12 protein-coding genes are annotated in these 16,404 nt (G+C 74.5%); 3 read left to right on the forward strand and 9 right to left on the reverse strand.

Translation table 11 applies throughout. The annotated features are described in order from the left end of the window. Positions 1 to 2: 2 nt before the first annotated feature. Genes WA788_RS23110 through WA788_RS23150 form a run of 9 tightly spaced genes read right to left on the reverse strand, consistent with a single transcriptional unit; the run spans position 3 to position 10,994 of the window. A complete protein-coding gene (locus tag WA788_RS23110) occupies positions 3 to 1,817 on the reverse strand; it encodes an ABC transporter ATP-binding protein (RefSeq protein WP_335980349.1) in 1,815 nt (604 codons plus the stop codon). Next, positions 1,814 to 3,508: an ABC transporter ATP-binding protein gene (locus WA788_RS23115; protein ID WP_335980352.1), complete on the reverse strand. Its 1,695-nt coding sequence runs from the start codon at positions 3,506 to 3,508 to the stop codon at positions 1,814 to 1,816. Before WA788_RS23115 ends, WA788_RS23110 begins: the two co-directional genes overlap by 4 nt. Before the next feature lie 44 nt (positions 3,509 to 3,552). Next, positions 3,553 to 4,815, reverse strand: a complete 1,263-nt coding sequence (locus tag WA788_RS23120; RefSeq protein ID WP_335980355.1) for an SPASM domain-containing protein — start codon at positions 4,813 to 4,815, stop codon at positions 3,553 to 3,555. A 3-nt stretch (positions 4,816 to 4,818) separates the two neighbouring features. Beyond that, the gene (locus WA788_RS23125; protein WP_335980358.1) at positions 4,819 to 5,898 is read right to left on the reverse strand and encodes a Gfo/Idh/MocA family protein; all 1,080 of its coding nucleotides are present in this window, start codon (positions 5,896 to 5,898) and stop codon (positions 4,819 to 4,821) included. Continuing rightward, positions 5,895 to 6,986 (reverse strand): glycosyltransferase, encoded by a 1,092-nt coding sequence (locus tag WA788_RS23130; RefSeq protein WP_335980360.1) that lies wholly within the window; start codon positions 6,984 to 6,986, stop codon positions 5,895 to 5,897. The genes WA788_RS23125 and WA788_RS23130 overlap by 4 nt, the downstream gene beginning before the upstream one ends. A 15-nt stretch (positions 6,987 to 7,001) precedes the next feature. After that, on the reverse strand, positions 7,002 to 8,075 hold the full coding sequence (locus WA788_RS23135) for a Gfo/Idh/MocA family protein (protein ID WP_335980361.1): 1,074 nt from the start codon (positions 8,073 to 8,075) through the stop codon (positions 7,002 to 7,004). Next, a complete protein-coding gene (locus WA788_RS23140; RefSeq protein ID WP_335980363.1) occupies positions 8,072 to 8,851 on the reverse strand; it encodes a sugar phosphate isomerase/epimerase family protein in 780 nt (259 codons plus the stop codon). The genes WA788_RS23135 and WA788_RS23140 overlap by 4 nt, the downstream gene beginning before the upstream one ends. Then, a complete protein-coding gene (locus WA788_RS23145) occupies positions 8,848 to 10,047 on the reverse strand; it encodes a glycosyltransferase family 2 protein (protein WP_335980366.1) in 1,200 nt (399 codons plus the stop codon). The genes WA788_RS23140 and WA788_RS23145 overlap by 4 nt, the downstream gene beginning before the upstream one ends. Next, the gene (locus WA788_RS23150) at positions 10,047 to 10,994 is read right to left on the reverse strand and encodes an NAD-dependent epimerase/dehydratase family protein (protein WP_335980429.1); all 948 of its coding nucleotides are present in this window, start codon (positions 10,992 to 10,994) and stop codon (positions 10,047 to 10,049) included. The genes WA788_RS23145 and WA788_RS23150 overlap by 1 nt, the downstream gene beginning before the upstream one ends. Positions 10,995 to 11,724: 730 nt before the next feature. On the opposite strand from WA788_RS23150, the gene WA788_RS23155 reads away from it, so the two are divergent. The 3 genes from WA788_RS23155 (at position 11,725) to WA788_RS23165 (ending at position 16,390) form a co-directional block, all read left to right on the forward strand. Next, entirely contained in the window at positions 11,725 to 12,030 is a 306-nt protein-coding gene (locus tag WA788_RS23155; protein ID WP_335980369.1) for a dsRBD fold-containing protein, read from the forward strand. Between the two features lie 144 nt (positions 12,031 to 12,174). Further along, a complete protein-coding gene (locus WA788_RS23160; RefSeq protein WP_335980372.1) occupies positions 12,175 to 12,696 on the forward strand; it encodes a DUF2231 domain-containing protein in 522 nt (173 codons plus the stop codon). Positions 12,697 to 12,784: 88 nt separating this feature from the next. Further along, positions 12,785 to 16,390: a hydantoinase B/oxoprolinase family protein gene (locus tag WA788_RS23165; RefSeq protein ID WP_335980373.1), complete on the forward strand. Its 3,606-nt coding sequence runs from the start codon at positions 12,785 to 12,787 to the stop codon at positions 16,388 to 16,390. Positions 16,391 to 16,404 lie beyond the last annotated feature (14 nt).

Raw genomic sequence — 16,404 nt, forward strand, 5'->3', positions numbered from 1 at the left:
TTTCATGACGTTCGGTCTGGCATGGCTCCCCGCGGCGCGGGGCTGCCGGTGACGCGTTCGGCGTCCCGGCCGCGGGCGGGCGTTCTCCGGGCCCAGGTGCGCCACAGCCGCGCGTACGCGCCGTCGAGGGCGAGCAGCTCGTCGTGGGAGCCGAGCTCGGTGATCCGCCCGTCCGCGACGACGGCGATCCGGTCGGCGTCGCGTGCGGTGTGCAGGCGGTGGGCGACCGTGACGACGGTGCGGTCCCGCAGGTGGGACGCCAGCACCTCCTCCAGGCGGCGGGCCAGCACGTGGTCGAGGTCGGCTGTCGCCTCGTCCAGCACGATGACATCCGGTTCCCCGGCCAGGACCCGGGCCAGGGCCACCTGCTGGGCCTGCCGGGCGTCCAGGGGCACCCCGCCCGCGCCGACCCGGGTGGCGATGCCCTGCGGCAGCCGCCGGGCCCAGGAGTCGGCGCCCACCGCGTGCAGCGCGGACCACACGGTGGGGTCGGCCCGCGGGCCGGCCAGGGCGACGTTGTCCCGCAGTGTCGTGGCGAACACGTGGTGCTCCTGGCTGACCAGGGCCACGCGGCGGCGCAGCAACGCCGCCGGCAGGGCGCCGAGCGGTACGCCGGCGAGGCGGATGTCGCCGCCCGAGGGGGGCCGGGCGCCCGCCAGGAGCGTGGCCAGGGTGGTCTTGCCGGCGCCGCTCGGCCCGATCAGGGCGAGCGTCTCACCGGGCCGCAGTTCCAGGTCGACGCCGTGCAGGACGTCGCGTTCGCCGTCGTAGGAGAAGCGCACCGCGGACGCGGCGAGAGGTGGGCGGGCCGGGACGCGCTGGAGCAGGACCGGCTCGCCGGGCGGCGCCGGCAGCCCTAGCAGCCTGGCCAGCGCGGTGTACGCGAGGTGCAGGTCGTCGACGTAGTAGGAGACCCGGTTCACCGGCTCGCCGAACTGCTGCGCGTACACCGCCGCCGTCGTCACGGCCGCCACCGTCGCATGGCCGTGGGAGTGCAGCACGAACCCGGTCAGGAGCACCGCCGGAAGCGGCAGCAGGCACAGCAGCCCGACGGCAGGCAGCCAGGTGGTGCGCAGGTTCAGGGTGCGCAGACCCGCCCGGAACACCCGGGCCAGGTCCCGGTCGGTACGCCGCACCCGCAGGTCTCCCAGGTCGAGCGCCTCCACGGTGCGCGGGTGCGAGCCGGTCTCCACCAGGCCCTCGCTGACGTCGGCGTACGCCTGGCTCTCGGCGAGGTACCAGCCGGGGGCGCGGCGCAGGTACCAGCGGGTGACCGCCGCGGACAGCACCAGGGACACCAGGCACGGCAGGACGTACAGCGGGTCGACCGCACCCAGTGCCACCACGGTCAGGCCCATCACCAGCACCGCGCCGAGCAGTTCGAAGACGGTGAAGCGGAAGTTCCGGGCGACGGCCGCGATGTCCCGCGTGGTCCGGGTCAGCAGGTCGCCCACGCCGGCTTCCTCCACCACGTCCATCGGCAGCGCCAGCGCCCGGCGCATGACGTCCTCCCGCAACTGCGCGAGGAGTTCCTCGCCCAGCACCCGGGCCCGCAGGCGGGCGTAACGGGTGAGCAGCGTCTGCGCCACCAGCAGCGCCGTACCCAGTGCCATCAGCGGCACCAGCGGCACGCGCCTGTCGTGGTGCACGGCCGCCGAGACCAGCCGGCCGATGATGGGCCCGGTGGCCAGACTCGCGGCGACCGACAGCGTGTACGCGCCCAGGACCAGCGCGAGCGTCCGGCCGTGCCCCGCCCGCACCCGGCGCAGCCAGCCGGCGACCGCGCGCCGGTCCGCGACCGGCAGGTGCCCGCTCACCGGTCCGCCTCCCCGTCCGCCGGCCGGCCCGCGAGGTCGGCGCGGACATCCGCGTGGGCGGTGAAGGCGGGACTGTCGGTGATGACCACCGTCGTGCGGCCCGTACGGAAGCCGGCAATGCGCCGCGCCATGCGCGCTTCGGTGGAGGCGTCCACCGCCTGGGTCGGCGCGAACAGCACGAGCACCTCGGGGTCGGCCAGCAGCGCCCGCGCCACGATGAGGCGCTGCCGCTGCCCACCGGACAGGGTGTGCCCGCGGCCGCCGACAGGGGAGGCGAGACCGGCGGGCAGAGCGCGTGCGACGTCCTCGGCGGAAGCGGCGTGCAGCGCCCGCCCGACGTCCTCCTCGCTGTGCTCGCCCCGCGGGTCCACCACCTCGCGCAACGTGCCGGCGAACACGCCGGACAGCGGCGTGGCCACCAGCACACGCTGCCGCACCTCCCGGCGGTCAAGGGCCTGGAGGGGGACGCCGCGGAAGGAGGCACCGGGCCCGCCGTACCCGGCCAGCCGGTCGGCGAGCTCCGCGCCCGTGGTGGCGTCCGGGGCCTGGACGACGGTCAGTCGCCCGGCGGGGAAGGCGAGGTCCGCCGGCGCGTCCCCCAGCTCCGGGCCCGCACCCGGCGGCGGGAGCGGAAGCGGCGCCGGGGGAGCCGGTGCCTGCGGCGGTGCGGTGAGGACGGCCAGGACCCGGCCGGCGGCGACCTCGGCTTTGGCGGCCTTGTCGTAGAACTCGGCGGCCGTCTGGAGCGGTACGACCAGGAAGGCGACGAGGCCGGCCAGGGACACCAGCGTGCCGGGGCTGATGGCACCGGACAGCGCCAGGTGCGCGGACCACCCGACGGCCAGCAGGCCGAACAGGCCCGGCAGCAGCACCTGCACGCCGTCCACGAGGGTCTCGGTACGGGCCAGCCGCACACTCGCCGCCCGCGCCTCCTGGGAGCGGGCGCGGTAGCGGCGGGCGAACTCCTCCGCTCCGCCCGCTCCCCGCAGCACCCGCTGCCCGTGCACGGCATCCACCGCCATGGTGCTCAGGTCGTCCAGCACCCGCCGCAGCGCGTGCTGGCCGCCCAGCAGCGGGCGCAGCAGCGGATGGATGCCGAGCACGAGCAGCGGCATGCCGACCAGCGCCGTCCAGCCGAGCGCCGGCGCCGTCGCCAGGAGGAACGCCGCGACCGCGCCGAAGGTGACGAGCGCTCCGGCGGCCCGGGCGGCGATCCGCAGGAAGTCACCGAGCGGCGCGATGTCGGCGCCGCTCACGGCTGCCAGGCCGCCGGCCGTGCGGCTTCCGCCGAAGCCGCCGGGCACGACAGCGCGGCGGCACACCAGCTGGACCGCTCTGGAGTTCGCCGTGCGCGCGCTGCTCTCGGAGCAGCGGTTGCGCAGGGCACCGGAGCCGTGCAGGAGCACGGCCAGCCCCGCCAGCGGCAGGCAGTCGGCCGCGGCCCCGGCCAGTCCCGGGCCGGAGCCGGACGACGGCGCGGTGAACATCCGGTCGATGATCCGGCCGACGAGCAGCGGGACGGCTGCCTGCGCCAGCATCCAGATGACGCCCAGGGCCGCCGCGGCCGCGACCGTCCGCGACTGCCGGAGCGCGAGCCACAGCAGGAACCTGCGGGGCGACCGTACGTCGGGCGTGCCCGGGTCGGCCAGCGGGAGCGGTTGCATGGTCTCCTTGTCGTCGTCTCTCTTCACCCTCGGGGGTGTGCGGGCGGCGGAGCGGGCGGGCGTCCCGCCGGTCAGGACCCGCCGGGCGCCGGCAGGTTGCGCAGACTGTCCGACAGCATCCGGACCGGGATCAGCGGTTGCGCCGCACCGGCCGGTTCGGCGACGAACGGCACCGAGGGCACCGTGGCGGAACTGCGCCTGCGGGTGACGTCCGCGTGGGTCGCGCTGCTGACCACCCCGGAGATGCGGTCGGGATGCACGAGGTACTCGAAGTCGATGTAACGCTGCGCGTAGGTGTAGCGGCACGGCGAGAACGCGTCGGGGATGTCGCCGGTGAGGTGCGCCCGCCGCAGGGACTGCCACTTCTCTCCGTTCCAGATCTCCTCGAAGGTGCTGTCCCGCAGCGTGCCGAGGGTGTACTCGTCGCTGCCGATGAGGTGGTCGCAGAAGCCGACGGCCCCGTCGTAGCGGATGTACGCGTAGCTCCACGGGTGCATGCAGGCGGGCTTGCGCACCATGTCGGGCAGGGCGAGGGAGGGGTCGGGCGCCGCGCCGAGCTGGACGACGACGCCCTCGGCGCGCCCGGTCTCGGCGGCCTCCGCGTACGCCCGCTGGGTCCGCTCCAGGTCGCGCCGCAGGTGCGACGGGTCGTCCAGGTGCGCCACCAGGGGGTGGATGACGACGGGGGAGACGTCCAGGCGCGCGGCGAGGCGCACGATGTCGGCCAGCTCGTCGAGGTTGTCGATGCTGGAGACCACGTTGAAGTTGACGTGGTCGCGGGGCACCCCGTACCGCTCCCGCGCCTCCACCACCGACCGGCAGGTCCGCTCCAGGCGCTCCAGCGTGCCGCCGGCCCGCAGCTTCTCGAACAGGGCGGGTGAGGCGGCGTCGCACGACACGGTGACGATGCCGTGCCCGCGCATGATCGCGTCCCACACCGCCGGGCGGTTGATCTGCGCGTTCGTCACGACCCGGACGCGGACCCGGTGGGCCAGGGCGCGCAGCACCATGTCGCCGAACCCGGCGAGCATGGTGCTCTCACCCCAGCCGCGCACGTCCACCAGGTGCGCGGCAGGGAAGAGCTCCTCGGCGAGCCGGTCGAACATCTTCTCGTCCATGTTCAGTGCCGGGTTGTACTTCTCGCCGAAGCGGCACATCGGGCACTTGAGGTTGCAGTTCTGCGTCAGCTCCAGGAACAGCGCCAGCGGCCGGCTGCGCAGTTCGGTGGCGCCGCTGCGGTACTCGGCGATGTTGAGTTCCTGGTTCGAGCGGCGCAGCTCGGTGAGTTCGAAGGGCTGGACGGGCACGTCCAGCAGGTGGTCGTCGGATCGCATGGGCTACCTGTCCTGTCGCGTCGAGTGGACGGGGGCAGTGGTGCCGGCGTTCGGTCCCTGGCCGGCGAGCAGTTCCAGGCCGCGCTGCACCCCGAGGGACTGCACCGGGTCGGGCAGCACACCGGGCTCGCCGTGCACGGCCGCGGAGAAGTCGGCCAGCATCCGGGCGTACATGTCGACACCGGGGAAGGTGGTGACGGTGCGCTCGCCGTCGGCGGTCAGACGCGTCATGCGCCCCTCGCCGGTACCGGGGTTGAAACAGTGGTCGAGGACGAGGCTGCCCTTCTCGCCGCGCACCGTGAGATGGGAGTCCTGCCACGGCAGGAGGAAGCTGGCGGTGACCAGGGCGGTCCGCCCGCCGCCGTAGTCCAGGACACCCGAGCTGTGCACGTCCACGCCCGTGGCGCCCACGTACGGGACCGCGGCCGCGCCCGCCGGCGACCGCCCGAACACCACGTTCGCCGCGTCGACCGGGTAGCAGCCGAGGTCCAGCAGCGCACCGCCTCCCAGCGCGGGCGACATGCGGATGTCGGAGGGGTCGTCGAGGACGAAGGACAAGGCGGCCTCGACCATGTGCACCTCGCCGACGACGCCCTCGCGGACCTGCCGGCGCAGCTCGGCGAACTGCGGGTGGCAGCGGTACATGTAGCCCGCCCGCACCACACGTCCGGCAGCCGCGGCCGCCTGGGCGACCGCCTGCGCGTCGGCCGCGGTCGTGGCGAGCGGCTTCTCGCACAACACGTGCTTGCCGGCCGCCAGAGCCGCCAGGGTCCACCGGGTGTGCAGCGCGTTCGGCAGGGCGACGTAGACGGCGTCGACCCGCGGGTCGTCCAGCAGGGCGGCGTAACTGCCGTACGGCCGCGCGCCGTGGTCCCGCGCGAGCCGCTCGGCCGCGTCGGGCCGACGGGACGCGACAGCGGTCACCCGCGCCTGCGGGCAACCGGCCATGGCCGGCAGCACGAAGTGCTCGGCGATGCGCGCGCCGCCGAGCACGCCCCAGCGCAGGAAGCGCCCGCCGGACCCCTGTTGACCGGCGCCGCGCCCGTCGGGTGCGGCCACGCGGCCGCCGTCCTGGCCGGTCACCGGGCCCGCCCCCCGTCCTGGGCCGGCACGCCGCGTTCGACCGGCACCGCCGCGGCGGCGACGGGCTCCGGCGCCGCGCCGGACAGCGCCAGGTCGGACTTGCGCAGCGGGGGCCGCTCGGCCCCCGCCGACAAGGAGCCGTACGCCCACTCGAGGATGTCGCCGAACTCCCTCAGCCCGTAGTCGTTGTCGGTGCGGAAGTGCCCCACGTAGGCGGCGAGCAGCCGGGCGGCGTGCGCGTCGCCGCGCAGCGCGTGGTGGCCCAGGGCCTCCACATTGCCCCGGATGTAGCCGCGGTGCGCCTGCTCGGCGGAGGACGGCGGCATCCACGAGTCGTGCAGCAGTCCGGCCTGCGGCACGTAGGCCACGCCCCGCCCGGCCCGCATCAGCGCGTAGCCCAGCTCGGTGTCCTCACCCGATCCGGCGCCGGTGCCCGGGCCGAGGTGCGGCAGGAACGCCGGGCGTCCCGGCAGCAGCCGGCTGCGCCGCAGCGCGAGGTTGTTCGACGAGCCCACCGCGCACCACGGAACGGTCGGTTCGCCGGTGACGGTGCCCGCGCGCCAGCTGGGGGCGGAGACCGCGGGGCACCACAACTCCCCTTCGGGGGAGTCGGCCGTGCCCCACGCGTTCTCCCCGAGCAGCGGGAGCACGGCGGTGCGCAGCCGCCAGCCGGGCCGCGGTACCGGCTCGACATGGCCGAACGCCGCGGCGACCTCGGGCTCGGCCGCCATGTAGCCCGCCATCTCCCGGGCCCAGTCGGGCTCGGGCAGGCAGTCGTCGTCGAAGAAGAGCACGACGTCCGTGCGCGCCTCGGCCAGTGCCAGGTTGCGCCCGGCGGACGCCGGGCCGGTGCCGTCGAGCACGCGCACGGCCAGCGGCGCTGCCGCGGCCGCCGCAGCGCCGCGGTCCAGCACACCACCGGAGTTGTCCACGACGATCAGTTCGGCGACGGCCGCGGTGTCGCCGGCGGCCAGCAACCGCAGCGCCCGCAGGAACGCCGGACGCCCGACCGTGCAGACCGCCACGGTCAGACGGGCGTCGGGGTCCGGGGCGGCGGGGGAGGGGCGGGAAGGTCCTTGTTCAGGCATCGGGGCAGGTGCTCCTCACGAGTGGTCGGGTCCGGTCAGCCGTGCCGGTCGGTAGGGCTGGTCCGGACCGCCCGTGGTGACGGCTGGGACCGCGCCGACGGTCACGGTGCGCCCGGTCCGCGCGGATTCGGTGGCAGCGGCCAGCACGCGCAGCACGGCGACGCAGCTGTCGGGCGGGGCGGCGAAGGGCACACCGGCCCGGACCGCGGCCAGGACGTCCCGGTAGAACGCCAGGTACGCCGGCTCGAGGGCCACGGCCGAGGCCGCGGTCCCGGGCAGGGTGGGGGTGCACGGAGCGCAGTCCCCTTCCAGGCGCAGCGACCCGCGGTCGGTGTGCACCTCCAGGACGGGCCGGGCGTCCTTGGCGCACCACGAGGTCTGGACGCTGGTCAGGACACCGTTCGCATGGTCCAGCAGCAGCAGTGCGACATCGACGGCCGAACCGTCCGCGGGACGTGACAGCCGGGCGGTGACCTTCGCGACGGGGGCGCCGGCCAACTCCGCGGCGACGTAGACCCAGTGGTAGGCGTTGTCGAGCAGGCAGCCCTCGGGGGTGTCGTTGCGGCGCCAGTGCGGGCGGTCGCCGGCGCCGGGGAAGTGCCCGGCGTCCGGCTGCTCCAGACGCAGGAAGCGCACCGGCCCGGTCTCCTCGGAGCGCAGGTGCTCCAGAGCCTGGCGTACGTCGCTGCGGTGGAGGTAGTTGTGCACGATCCCCAGCCGCCCGGGGGCCGCCGACCCGGCCAGCCGGGCGGCCTGCCGCGGGTCGGCGGTCACCGGCTTCTCCGCCAGGACCGGTGTCCCGGCGGCGAGCAGGGCCTCGACGGCACCAGGGGTGGCCCGCGGCGGCAGGATGACGACGGCCAGATCCACTGGATCGCCGGCCCGTACGAGCGCCGCGACATCGCCGTGGCGACGGGCGGCAGGCACGTGCAGCAGCTCACCCACCAGCTCCCTGCGGGCGGCCGCGCTGTCCACCACGGAGGTCACCGCGGCCTGTTCCGGCAAGGAGAGCAGCGCCGGCACGTGACCGTACTCCGCGATGGCCCCGCAGCCGACCAGGGCGATCCGCAGCGGAGCCGGCCGGCTCATCGGCCGGCTCCGCCGGCTGCGATGAGGCCCCGGGTGTAGGCGGCGTCGTGCCGCAGCGCGGCGTCCAGGTCCTCGGCGGGCATGCTGCGTTCGACGGCGGCGACCGCTACGGCGCCCGCGGCGCCGGCGGCGGCCCAGCCGTGCGCGAGGTCGACCTCGCCGGTGCCCAGGTCGAAGGAGTGCGGCGCCTCGGGGTCGTCCACCAGGCCGTCCTTGATGTGGAGGTAGTCGCACCGTCCGGCCGTCGCCCGCACGATGCGGTCGGTGTCGCCCGCGACAGCGGCCCAGTGCAGGTCGACGACGAAGCCGAGTTCCGCCGGTTGCGTCCGGTCGGCCAGGATCTCCAGCGGAATCCGGCCGCCCTCCACCGGCCGGCCCTCCTCGGCGTGGTTGTGGATCAGCAGGCGGGCGCCGGCCTTCGCCGCGCGGTCGGCATGCTCGCGCAGCTGCGGCACGTTGTCCGCGATGGCCTCCTCGGACGCCACGGGCAGCCCGGACAGGATGAGCCGGGGCGTGTCGAGCGTGGTCAGTACCGACCAGTCGAAGGTCTCCAGTTCGTGCCAGAACAGGTGCACGCCGTCGACGTGCAGGCCGAGTCCGGTACAGGTACGGGCCAGCCGGTCCGGCTCGGCGAGGAGCGAGGACATGACCTCCAGCCCGTCGAACCCGGCGGCGGCGATGGCGCCGAGGGTGCCCGGCAGGTCCTCCTCGGCGCGCCGGCCCAGGATGCCGTAGCCGTAGATGCCGGTCTGGACGATGACGCGTGGGCGGCTCATACGGTCTTCCTCTCCTCTGCGGGGCCTGCGGGTGCCGGTGCGTCGGCTGTGGAGGGTGCGGACGGTGTGGTCGAGGCGGGCGGGGCGGGTGCGAAGCGGTCGGCGCGGAAGTAGTCGAACCGCTTGGCGGCCAGCAGGGGGCGGCCCCGGCGCAGGGCCTCGCGGACGATGCCGAGGTGGTAGCTCCAGTCGACCGAGGTGGCGGCCGCGGCGGACCGCCAGCCGGCACCGGACCGCCGTGCGGTCCTGCGCGTGTCGGCCGCGTACCAGGCGGCGGTGCCGGCCGCCGTGGTCGCGAGCGCAGCGGTCCGGCTCCGGCCCGGCAGGAGCACGGCGGCGCCCGCGCCGAGGGCCGCGGCGGTGACCGGGTTGGGCCACCAGCGGGCGAACTGCGGCTGCCGGACGCAGTTGTAGACGCAGGCCCGTCCGTAGAGGAAGAGTTTGCGGCGGAACTGGCCCAGCCGGTCGATGCCGTCGGTCGCGTGCCGGACGACGGCGGACGGGTGGCCCACGGTGGCCCAGCCCGCTTCGTGCAGCCGTACGCCGAGGTCGACGTCCTCGCCCCCGACGACGGTGTAGGTCAGCTCGTCGAATCCGCCGATGTCGTCGAGGGCCTCGGTCCGCACCGACAGGTTGGACGTGGCCGCCCACCACAGCTCGCGGTAGTGCTGCGGCCAGTTCCAGGGGGCGTTCACCACGACGGAGTCCTTCACGGTGCGCCAGGCCGCCGCCTCGTCGACGCCCTCCACGACGGTCGGGCCCGCGACGGCGGCGACGGGCCGCCCGGAGGGGGCCTGCTCCTCGTTGTGCGCGCGCAGGTGCTCCAGCAGCAGGGACGGTGTGGCCACGCAGTCGGAGTCGATGAACAGCACCAGCGGGTGCTTGGCGCGGGCGGCCCCCAGATTGCGCTTCGCGCCCACCCGGCGCGGTCCGCGGACGTAGGAGGCGCCGGTCTCCGCGCACGCCTGCCGGATGCCGCGCAGGTCCTGGTCCGACGAGTCGTCGACGACGATGACCTCGGCGTCGTGGCCTTCCGGCAGCAGGCCGGCCGCGGTGCGCAGCGACTCCAGCAGCCGACGGACGGACTCGGGATGCCCCAGCGTGGGGACGACGACGGAGATCCCCCGCAGGGGTCGCGGCTCGCCCGTTACCGGGCCCTCCGGCCCGGGGAGGCGGTCGGGCAGGTGTGAGGCCATCAGCCGGTCACCGCCGCGACCGGCCGGACGCCTTCGAACCACTCGGCGGTGCGCCGCAGCCCGGTGCCGATGTCCACGGTCGGACGCCAGCCGAGGGTGCGTGCCGCTCTGCTGACGTCCGGGCGGCGCACCTGCGGATCGTCCTGCGGGCGGGGGACGAAGACGACTCGGGAGGAGGAGCCGGTGACACGCAGCACCTCGCGGGCGGTGTCCAGCACCGTCAGCTCGTGGCTGCCGCCGATGTTGACCGGGCCCACCTCCTGGTCGGACGCCAGCAGCGCGAGCAGTCCGCGCACGGTGTCGTCCACGTAGCACAGCGACCGGGTCTGCTCGCCGTTCCCGGCCACGGTCAGCGGCTTGCCGGCCAGGGCCTGGGTGATGAACGCGGGGATCATGCGGCCGTCGCCGCCGCGCATCCGCGGCCCGTAGGTGTTGAAGATGCGGACGATGCGGGTGTCCACACCGAAGCGGCTCCGGTACGTCACGGTCATCGCCTCGCTGAAGCGCTTGGCCTCGTCGTACACCGCTCTCGGGCCCACGGGATTGACGTTGCCCCAGTACGTCTCCACCTGCGGGTGGACCGCCGGATCGCCGTAGACCTCGCTGGTGGACGCCAGCAGGAAGCGGGCGTCCTTGGCGCGGGCCAGTTCCAGCGCGTGGTGGGTGCCCGCGGAGCACACCAGCAGCGTCTCGAGCGAGAGCCTCAGATAGTCACGCGGGGACGCGGGGCAGGCCAGGTGCAGGACGGCGGCCACCGGGCCGTCCACGTCCAGGCCGGCCGAGACGTCGGCCGCACGGAACTCGAATGCCGGGTTGCCCATGAGAGGGCGGATGTTGTCCTGGCTGCCGGTACTGAGATTGTCGACGCACAGGACGTCGTGGCCTTCGCCGATGAGCCGTTCACACACGTGCGAGCCCAGGAACCCGGCCCCGCCTGTCACCACCATGCGCTGTCCGGTGCGTTGCACCGCCCCTCCCTCTGGCCGGCGATCCGCGGGCTGCGATGCCGGCCGTGTCGGTTGTTTGCTCAGACGTTGCAGGATTTTGCATAGAGCCGCAGAAAAGGCTCAGCAGAGCATCACATTCGCGATTCTGTTGCGCAATATTTACTTCTGTTTAGGCAGAAAATTGACATGACATTTTTCGGATTGGCGTGCCATTCGTTCCAAAGACGCTCGAAGCGGATATTCGGCGCGCGGGGGTGCTCCGGGCGCGCTCTCCGCGGTCCGGCGGGGCCCCGCAAGCGGAAGTGGGCCCCGGCGGGGCGGGGAGACGGTGGGGGGCCGGCGCTCCCGCGGGCGCGGCGGGCGTGCTCCGCGGTGCCGGTCCTCCACGGCGGGGGTGACGCGGGTGCACAAAGGGAATGCCGCGTGCGCCGGCGCGGCCGGCGGCGCGCGGTCCCCTGCCGTGCGCGCCGAACCGCTCGGCCTCCACACGGTGGGGGGTGTCGCGGGGGGAGATTTTCGGCCACGGTCCTGGGGGGCGGCGACCGCCCGTTCGCTCACGTCCCGGGTCCGCCGGCCGCGGTCCGGCCGGCGGGTCGGGGCCGTGCGGCAGGTGGGCCGGTGGTCCCGGGGCGACGGCCCGAAGGGCCCTGCCGGGGCGGCGGCCGGGTGTGTTCGCGTGGAAAGAGAGGTGCACCTCGAAACGGTGCCGGCCACGGAGAGGAGCCCGCTCATGACGGCGCAGACCAAGCCGAGCACACCGGATCACACCAGGTCGTGGAACGTTCGCCTCGACCTCTTCGAGGACGACAAGGAGGGCGACACCACCGCGCACGTGGTGCTCGACACCGGCGACAACCGGCTGGACCGGTGGGCGAGCGCCCACTGCCATCCGGGTGAGCGGCTCGTGCCCGAGATCGGTGACGAGTACGCCGCCGGCCGCGCCCTGCGGGAGCTGGGCCAGCGGCTCATGGACCTCGGCGCGCTCGACGCCGAGGAGAACGCCCACGGGCGGAGCGACCACCCACGGGGGCGCTGACCTGCGCGGAAGGGCCCGGCGGGAGCGAAGGCGAGCGACAGCGGACCGGCCCGGGTGACCGACGGCGGCCCCGGCCCGCACAAGCGTCTACACGCTTGTAGTAGGTTGTCGCTTCCCAAGTCCCTCGCAGAGGAGGTCCCCTCCGTGGGTCCCACCCAGATCAACGGCCTGCCCGCGCACATCCTGCTGGTGCACGTGGTCGTCGTGCTCGTCCCCCTCACCGCGATCGCGCTCATCGCCTGTGCGGTGTGGCCGAGCTGGATGCGGCGGATGGGCCTGGTGCTGCCGCTCCTGGCGCTGGTGACGCTGGTGAGCGTGCCGCTCACCACCCACGCCGGGGAGTGGCTGGAGCGGCACACTGCCAGCACCCCGCTCATACGCCGGCACACCGAACTCGGGGACGGGCTGCTGCCCTGGGCGATCGGCCTGTTCGTCCTGGCCGCAGGGTTGTGGTGGTGGAACCGCCGCACCGCGGCGGCCTCGACCGGCGGCGGCACGGGCGGCGCCGCCGCCCCCGCGATGCCGCTGCGCGTCGCCGCGGCGGTGGTGTGCGCGGTCGTGGCCGCCGGCGCCGTCGTGCAGGTGTACCGGATCGGGGACTCCGGCGCGAAGGCCGCCTGGACCGGCAACTTCTCCAAGAGCACGGTGCCCGGCCAGCACCGCTGACCGCCGCGGCGCCGACCGGCCGGAGCGTTCCTTTCAGGGTGAAAGGGAACTTTTGCCCGGGCTCGCGGGCGGCCGGATACTGGTGCCCATGGCGAACCGGGGCTGGCGCTTCTGGGTCGACCGGGGCGGCACCTTCACCGACGTGGTCGCCCAGCGGCCGGACGGGCGGCTGCTGTCGTACAAGCTGCTGTCGGAGAACCCCGCGGCCTACCAGGACGCCGCGGTGGCCGGCATCCGGCACCTGCTGGACCTGACCGAGGACCAGGCCGTGCCCGCCGCGCTCGTCGACAGCGTCCGGATGGGCACCACGGTGGCGACCAACGCGCTGCTGGAACGCAAGGGCGACCGGGTCGCCCTCGTCATCACCCGCGGCTTCGCCGACGCCCTGCGCATCGGCTACCAGAACCGGCCGCACCTCTTCGCGCGCGAGATCGCCCTGCCCGAGCAGCTCTACGAGCGGGTCATCGAGGTGGACGAGCGGATCGCGGCCGACGGGACCGTCCTGCGCGCCCCCGACCTGGAGCGGCTGGCGGCCGACCTGCGCGCCGCCCACGGCGACGGCATCCGGGCGGTGGCGGTCGTCTGCCTGCACAGCCACCTGCACCCGCGGCACGAGCAGGCCGTCGGCGCCCTGGCCGAACGCCTCGGTTTCCCGCAGGTGTCGCTCTCCAGCGAGGTCAGCCCGCTGATGAAGGTGGTCCCGCGCGGGGACACCGCGGTCGTCGACGCGTACCTCTCGCCGGTGCTGCGCCGCTACGTACACCAGGTCGCCGGGCAACTCCGCGGTGTGCGGCTGATGTTCATGCAGTCCAACGGCGGGCTGGCCGAGGCCGGGCACTTCCGCGGCAAGGACGCGATCCTGTCCGGTCCGGCCGGCGGCATCGTCGGGATGGCGCGCATGTCGCGCGCGGCCGGCCACGACCGGGTCATCGGCTTCGACATGGGCGGCACCTCCACCGACGTCTCGCACTACGCCGGAGCCTACGAGCGGGTGCTCGACGCCCAGGTGGCGGGCGTACGCCTGCGGGCGCCGATGCTCGACATCCACACCGTGGCCGCCGGGGGCGGCTCGGTGCTGCACTTCGACGGAACCCGCTACCGCGTCGGCCCGGACTCCGCCGGCGCCGACCCCGGACCCGCCTGCTACCGCAAGGGCGGCCCCCTCACCGTGACCGACGCCAATGTGATGCTCGGCCGCGTCCAACCCGGCCACTTCCCGGCCGTGTTCGGGCCGGACGGGGACCAGCGGCTGGACGCGCGGACCGTACGGCGGCGGTTCGCCGACCTCGCCGGGCGGATCGGCGCGGCGACGGGCGACACGCGCACACCGGAGCAGGTCGCCGAGGGCTACCTCCAGGTCGCGGTCGCCGGCATCGCGGGCGCCGTCAAGCGCATCTCGGTGCAGAAGGGCCACGACATCACGCAGTACGCGCTGACCACGTTCGGCGGCGCGGGCGGCCAGCACGCCTGCGCGGTCGCCGACTCGCTCGGCGTGCGCACCGTGCTGGTCCCGCCCATGGCCGGGGTGCTGTCCGCGCTGGGGATGGGCATGGCCGACACCACCACGATGCGCGAGCAGTCCGTGGAGGTCCCGCTGGAGCCGGCCGCCATGGACCGCGTCCGGGCGGTGGCCCGGGAACTGGAGGAGCAGGCCCGCCGCGAACTGCTCGACGAGGAGGTCCCGGCGCAGAGCATCCGGATCACCTGCCGCGCCCGGCTGCGCTACGACGGCACCGACACCACCGTGCCGGTGGACCTCGCGGAACCCGGAGCCATGAAGGCCGCCTTCGAGGCCGGCCACGAAGCCAGGTACTCCTTCCTGATGGACCGCCCGATCGTGGTGGAGTCGCTGTCGACCGAAGCGGTCGGCCTGACCGAGCAGCCGGACCTGACACCGCGGCCCGCGCAGGCGCCACCGGCGGCGCAGGACGCGACCGCGTCCCTCTACACCCAAGGCGCGTGGCGCGAAGTGCCGCTGCGCGCAAGGGAGTCCATGCGCCCGGGGGAGTCCGTCGCCGGCCCGGCCGTCATCACGGAGACGAACTCCACCACGGTCGTCGACGAGGGCTGGCAGGCGGCGATGGCGCCCGAAGGGCACCTGGTCCTGCGCCGCACCGCCGAGCCGGACCGGGCCGATGTCGGCAGCCAGGCCGACCCGGTCATGCTGGAGGTCTTCAACAACCTCTTCATGTCGATCGCCGAACAGATGGGCGCGCGCCTGGAGTCCACCGCGCAGTCGGTGAACATCAAGGAGCGGCTCGACTTCTCCTGCGCGCTCTTCGACGACGACGGCGACCTCGTCGCCAACGCCCCGCACATCCCCGTGCACCTGGGGTCCATGGGCGCCGGCGTCAAGGAGGTCATCCGGCGCCGCGCCGACACGATGAAGCCCGGCGACAGCTACGCCGTCAACGACCCGTACCACGGCGGCACCCACCTGCCCGACGTCACCGTGATCACGCCGGTGTTCGACACCGAACAGACCGGCCGGCCCCGCATCCTCTTCTTCGTCGCCTCCCGCGGCCACCACGCCGAGATCGGCGGCAGCAGCCCGGGCTCCATGCCCGCGGACAGCCGCAGCATCGAGGAGGAGGGCGTGCTCTTCGACAACTGGCTGCTCGTGGAGAACGGCCGGCTGCTCCAGGACGCGACCCGCCGGCTGCTGACCGCCGGCCCCTACCCCTCCCGCAACCCCGACACCAACCTCGCCGACCTGCGCGCCCAGATCGCCGCCAACCGCAAGGGCGTCGACGAGGTCGGCGCGATGATCGAGCACTTCGGCCTCGACGTGGTGCAGGCGTACATGCGGCACGTGCAGGACAACGCCGAGGAGGCCGTGCGCCGCGTCATCGACGCGCTGCGCGACGGGCAGTGCCGGTACGAGACGGACTCCGGCGCGGTCATCGCGGTCCGCGTCACCGTGGACCACGCGCGGCGCACCGCCACCCTGGACTTCACCGGCACCTCGCCGCAACTCGCCACCAACTTCAACGCGCCGGCGTCGGTGACCACCGCCGCCGCGCTCTACGTCTTCCGCACCCTCGTCGCCGATGACATCCCCCTCAACGACGGCAGCCTGCGCCCGCTGCGCCTGGTCGTCCCCGGCGGCTCGATGCTCGCCCCCGCCTACCCCGCCGCCGTCGTCGCGGGGAACGTGGAGACCTCACAGGCCGTCATCGGCGCCCTGTACGCGGCGATGGAGGTCCAGGCGGAGGGCTCGGGGACCATGAACAACGTCACGTTCGGCAACGCACGCCACCAGTACTACGAGACCGTCGCGTCGGGCTCCGGCGCCGGGAAGGGCTACCACGGGGCGAGCGCGGTGCAGACCCACATGACCAACTCCCGGCTGACCGACCCCGAGGTCCTGGAGTGGCGCCACCCGGTGCGCGTCGAGGAGTTCGCCGTACGGCGCGGCACCGGGGGAGCGGGGCGCTGGCACGGCGGCGACGGCGTCGTACGGCGCCTGCGCTTCCTCGAACCGATGACGGTCAGCACGCTCGCCGGCCACCGCCGGGTGCCGCCGTACGGGATGGCCGGCGGCCTGCCGGGCGCCCTCGGCGCCGCGCACGTCGAGCGCGGCGACGGCAGCGTCCAGCCGCTCGCCGGCTGCGACAGCGCCGACCTGCGCCCTGGGGACGTCCTGGTGGTCGAGACCCCCGGCGGCGGCGGATACGGGACGCCGCCCGGGTGACCCGGCCGGGCCCC

This window comes from Streptomyces sp. CA2R106 (genome assembly GCF_037034245.1).
In the GTDB taxonomy this organism is placed as follows: Bacteria; Actinomycetota; Actinomycetes; order Streptomycetales; family Streptomycetaceae; genus Actinacidiphila.

Excerpts from the sequence above, each read along its gene's own strand:
- WA788_RS23150 (WP_335980429.1), bottom strand. The coding sequence starts at position 10,994 with ATGGTGGTGACAGGCGGGGCCGGGTTCCTGGGCTCGCACGTGTGTGAA.
- WA788_RS23135 (WP_335980361.1), bottom strand. The coding sequence starts at position 8,075 with ATGAGCCGGCCGGCTCCGCTGCGGATCGCCCTGGTCGGCTGCGGGGCC.
- WA788_RS23165 (WP_335980373.1), top strand. The coding sequence starts at position 12,785 with ATGGCGAACCGGGGCTGGCGCTTCTGGGTCGACCGGGGCGGCACCTTC.
- WA788_RS23145 (WP_335980366.1), bottom strand. The coding sequence starts at position 10,047 with ATGGCCTCACACCTGCCCGACCGCCTCCCCGGGCCGGAGGGCCCGGTA.
- WA788_RS23155 (WP_335980369.1), top strand. The coding sequence starts at position 11,725 with ATGACGGCGCAGACCAAGCCGAGCACACCGGATCACACCAGGTCGTGG.
- WA788_RS23120 (WP_335980355.1), bottom strand. The coding sequence starts at position 4,815 with ATGCGATCCGACGACCACCTGCTGGACGTGCCCGTCCAGCCCTTCGAA.
- WA788_RS23140 (WP_335980363.1), bottom strand. The coding sequence starts at position 8,851 with ATGAGCCGCCCACGCGTCATCGTCCAGACCGGCATCTACGGCTACGGC.
- WA788_RS23130 (WP_335980360.1), bottom strand. The coding sequence starts at position 6,986 with ATGCCTGAACAAGGACCTTCCCGCCCCTCCCCCGCCGCCCCGGACCCC.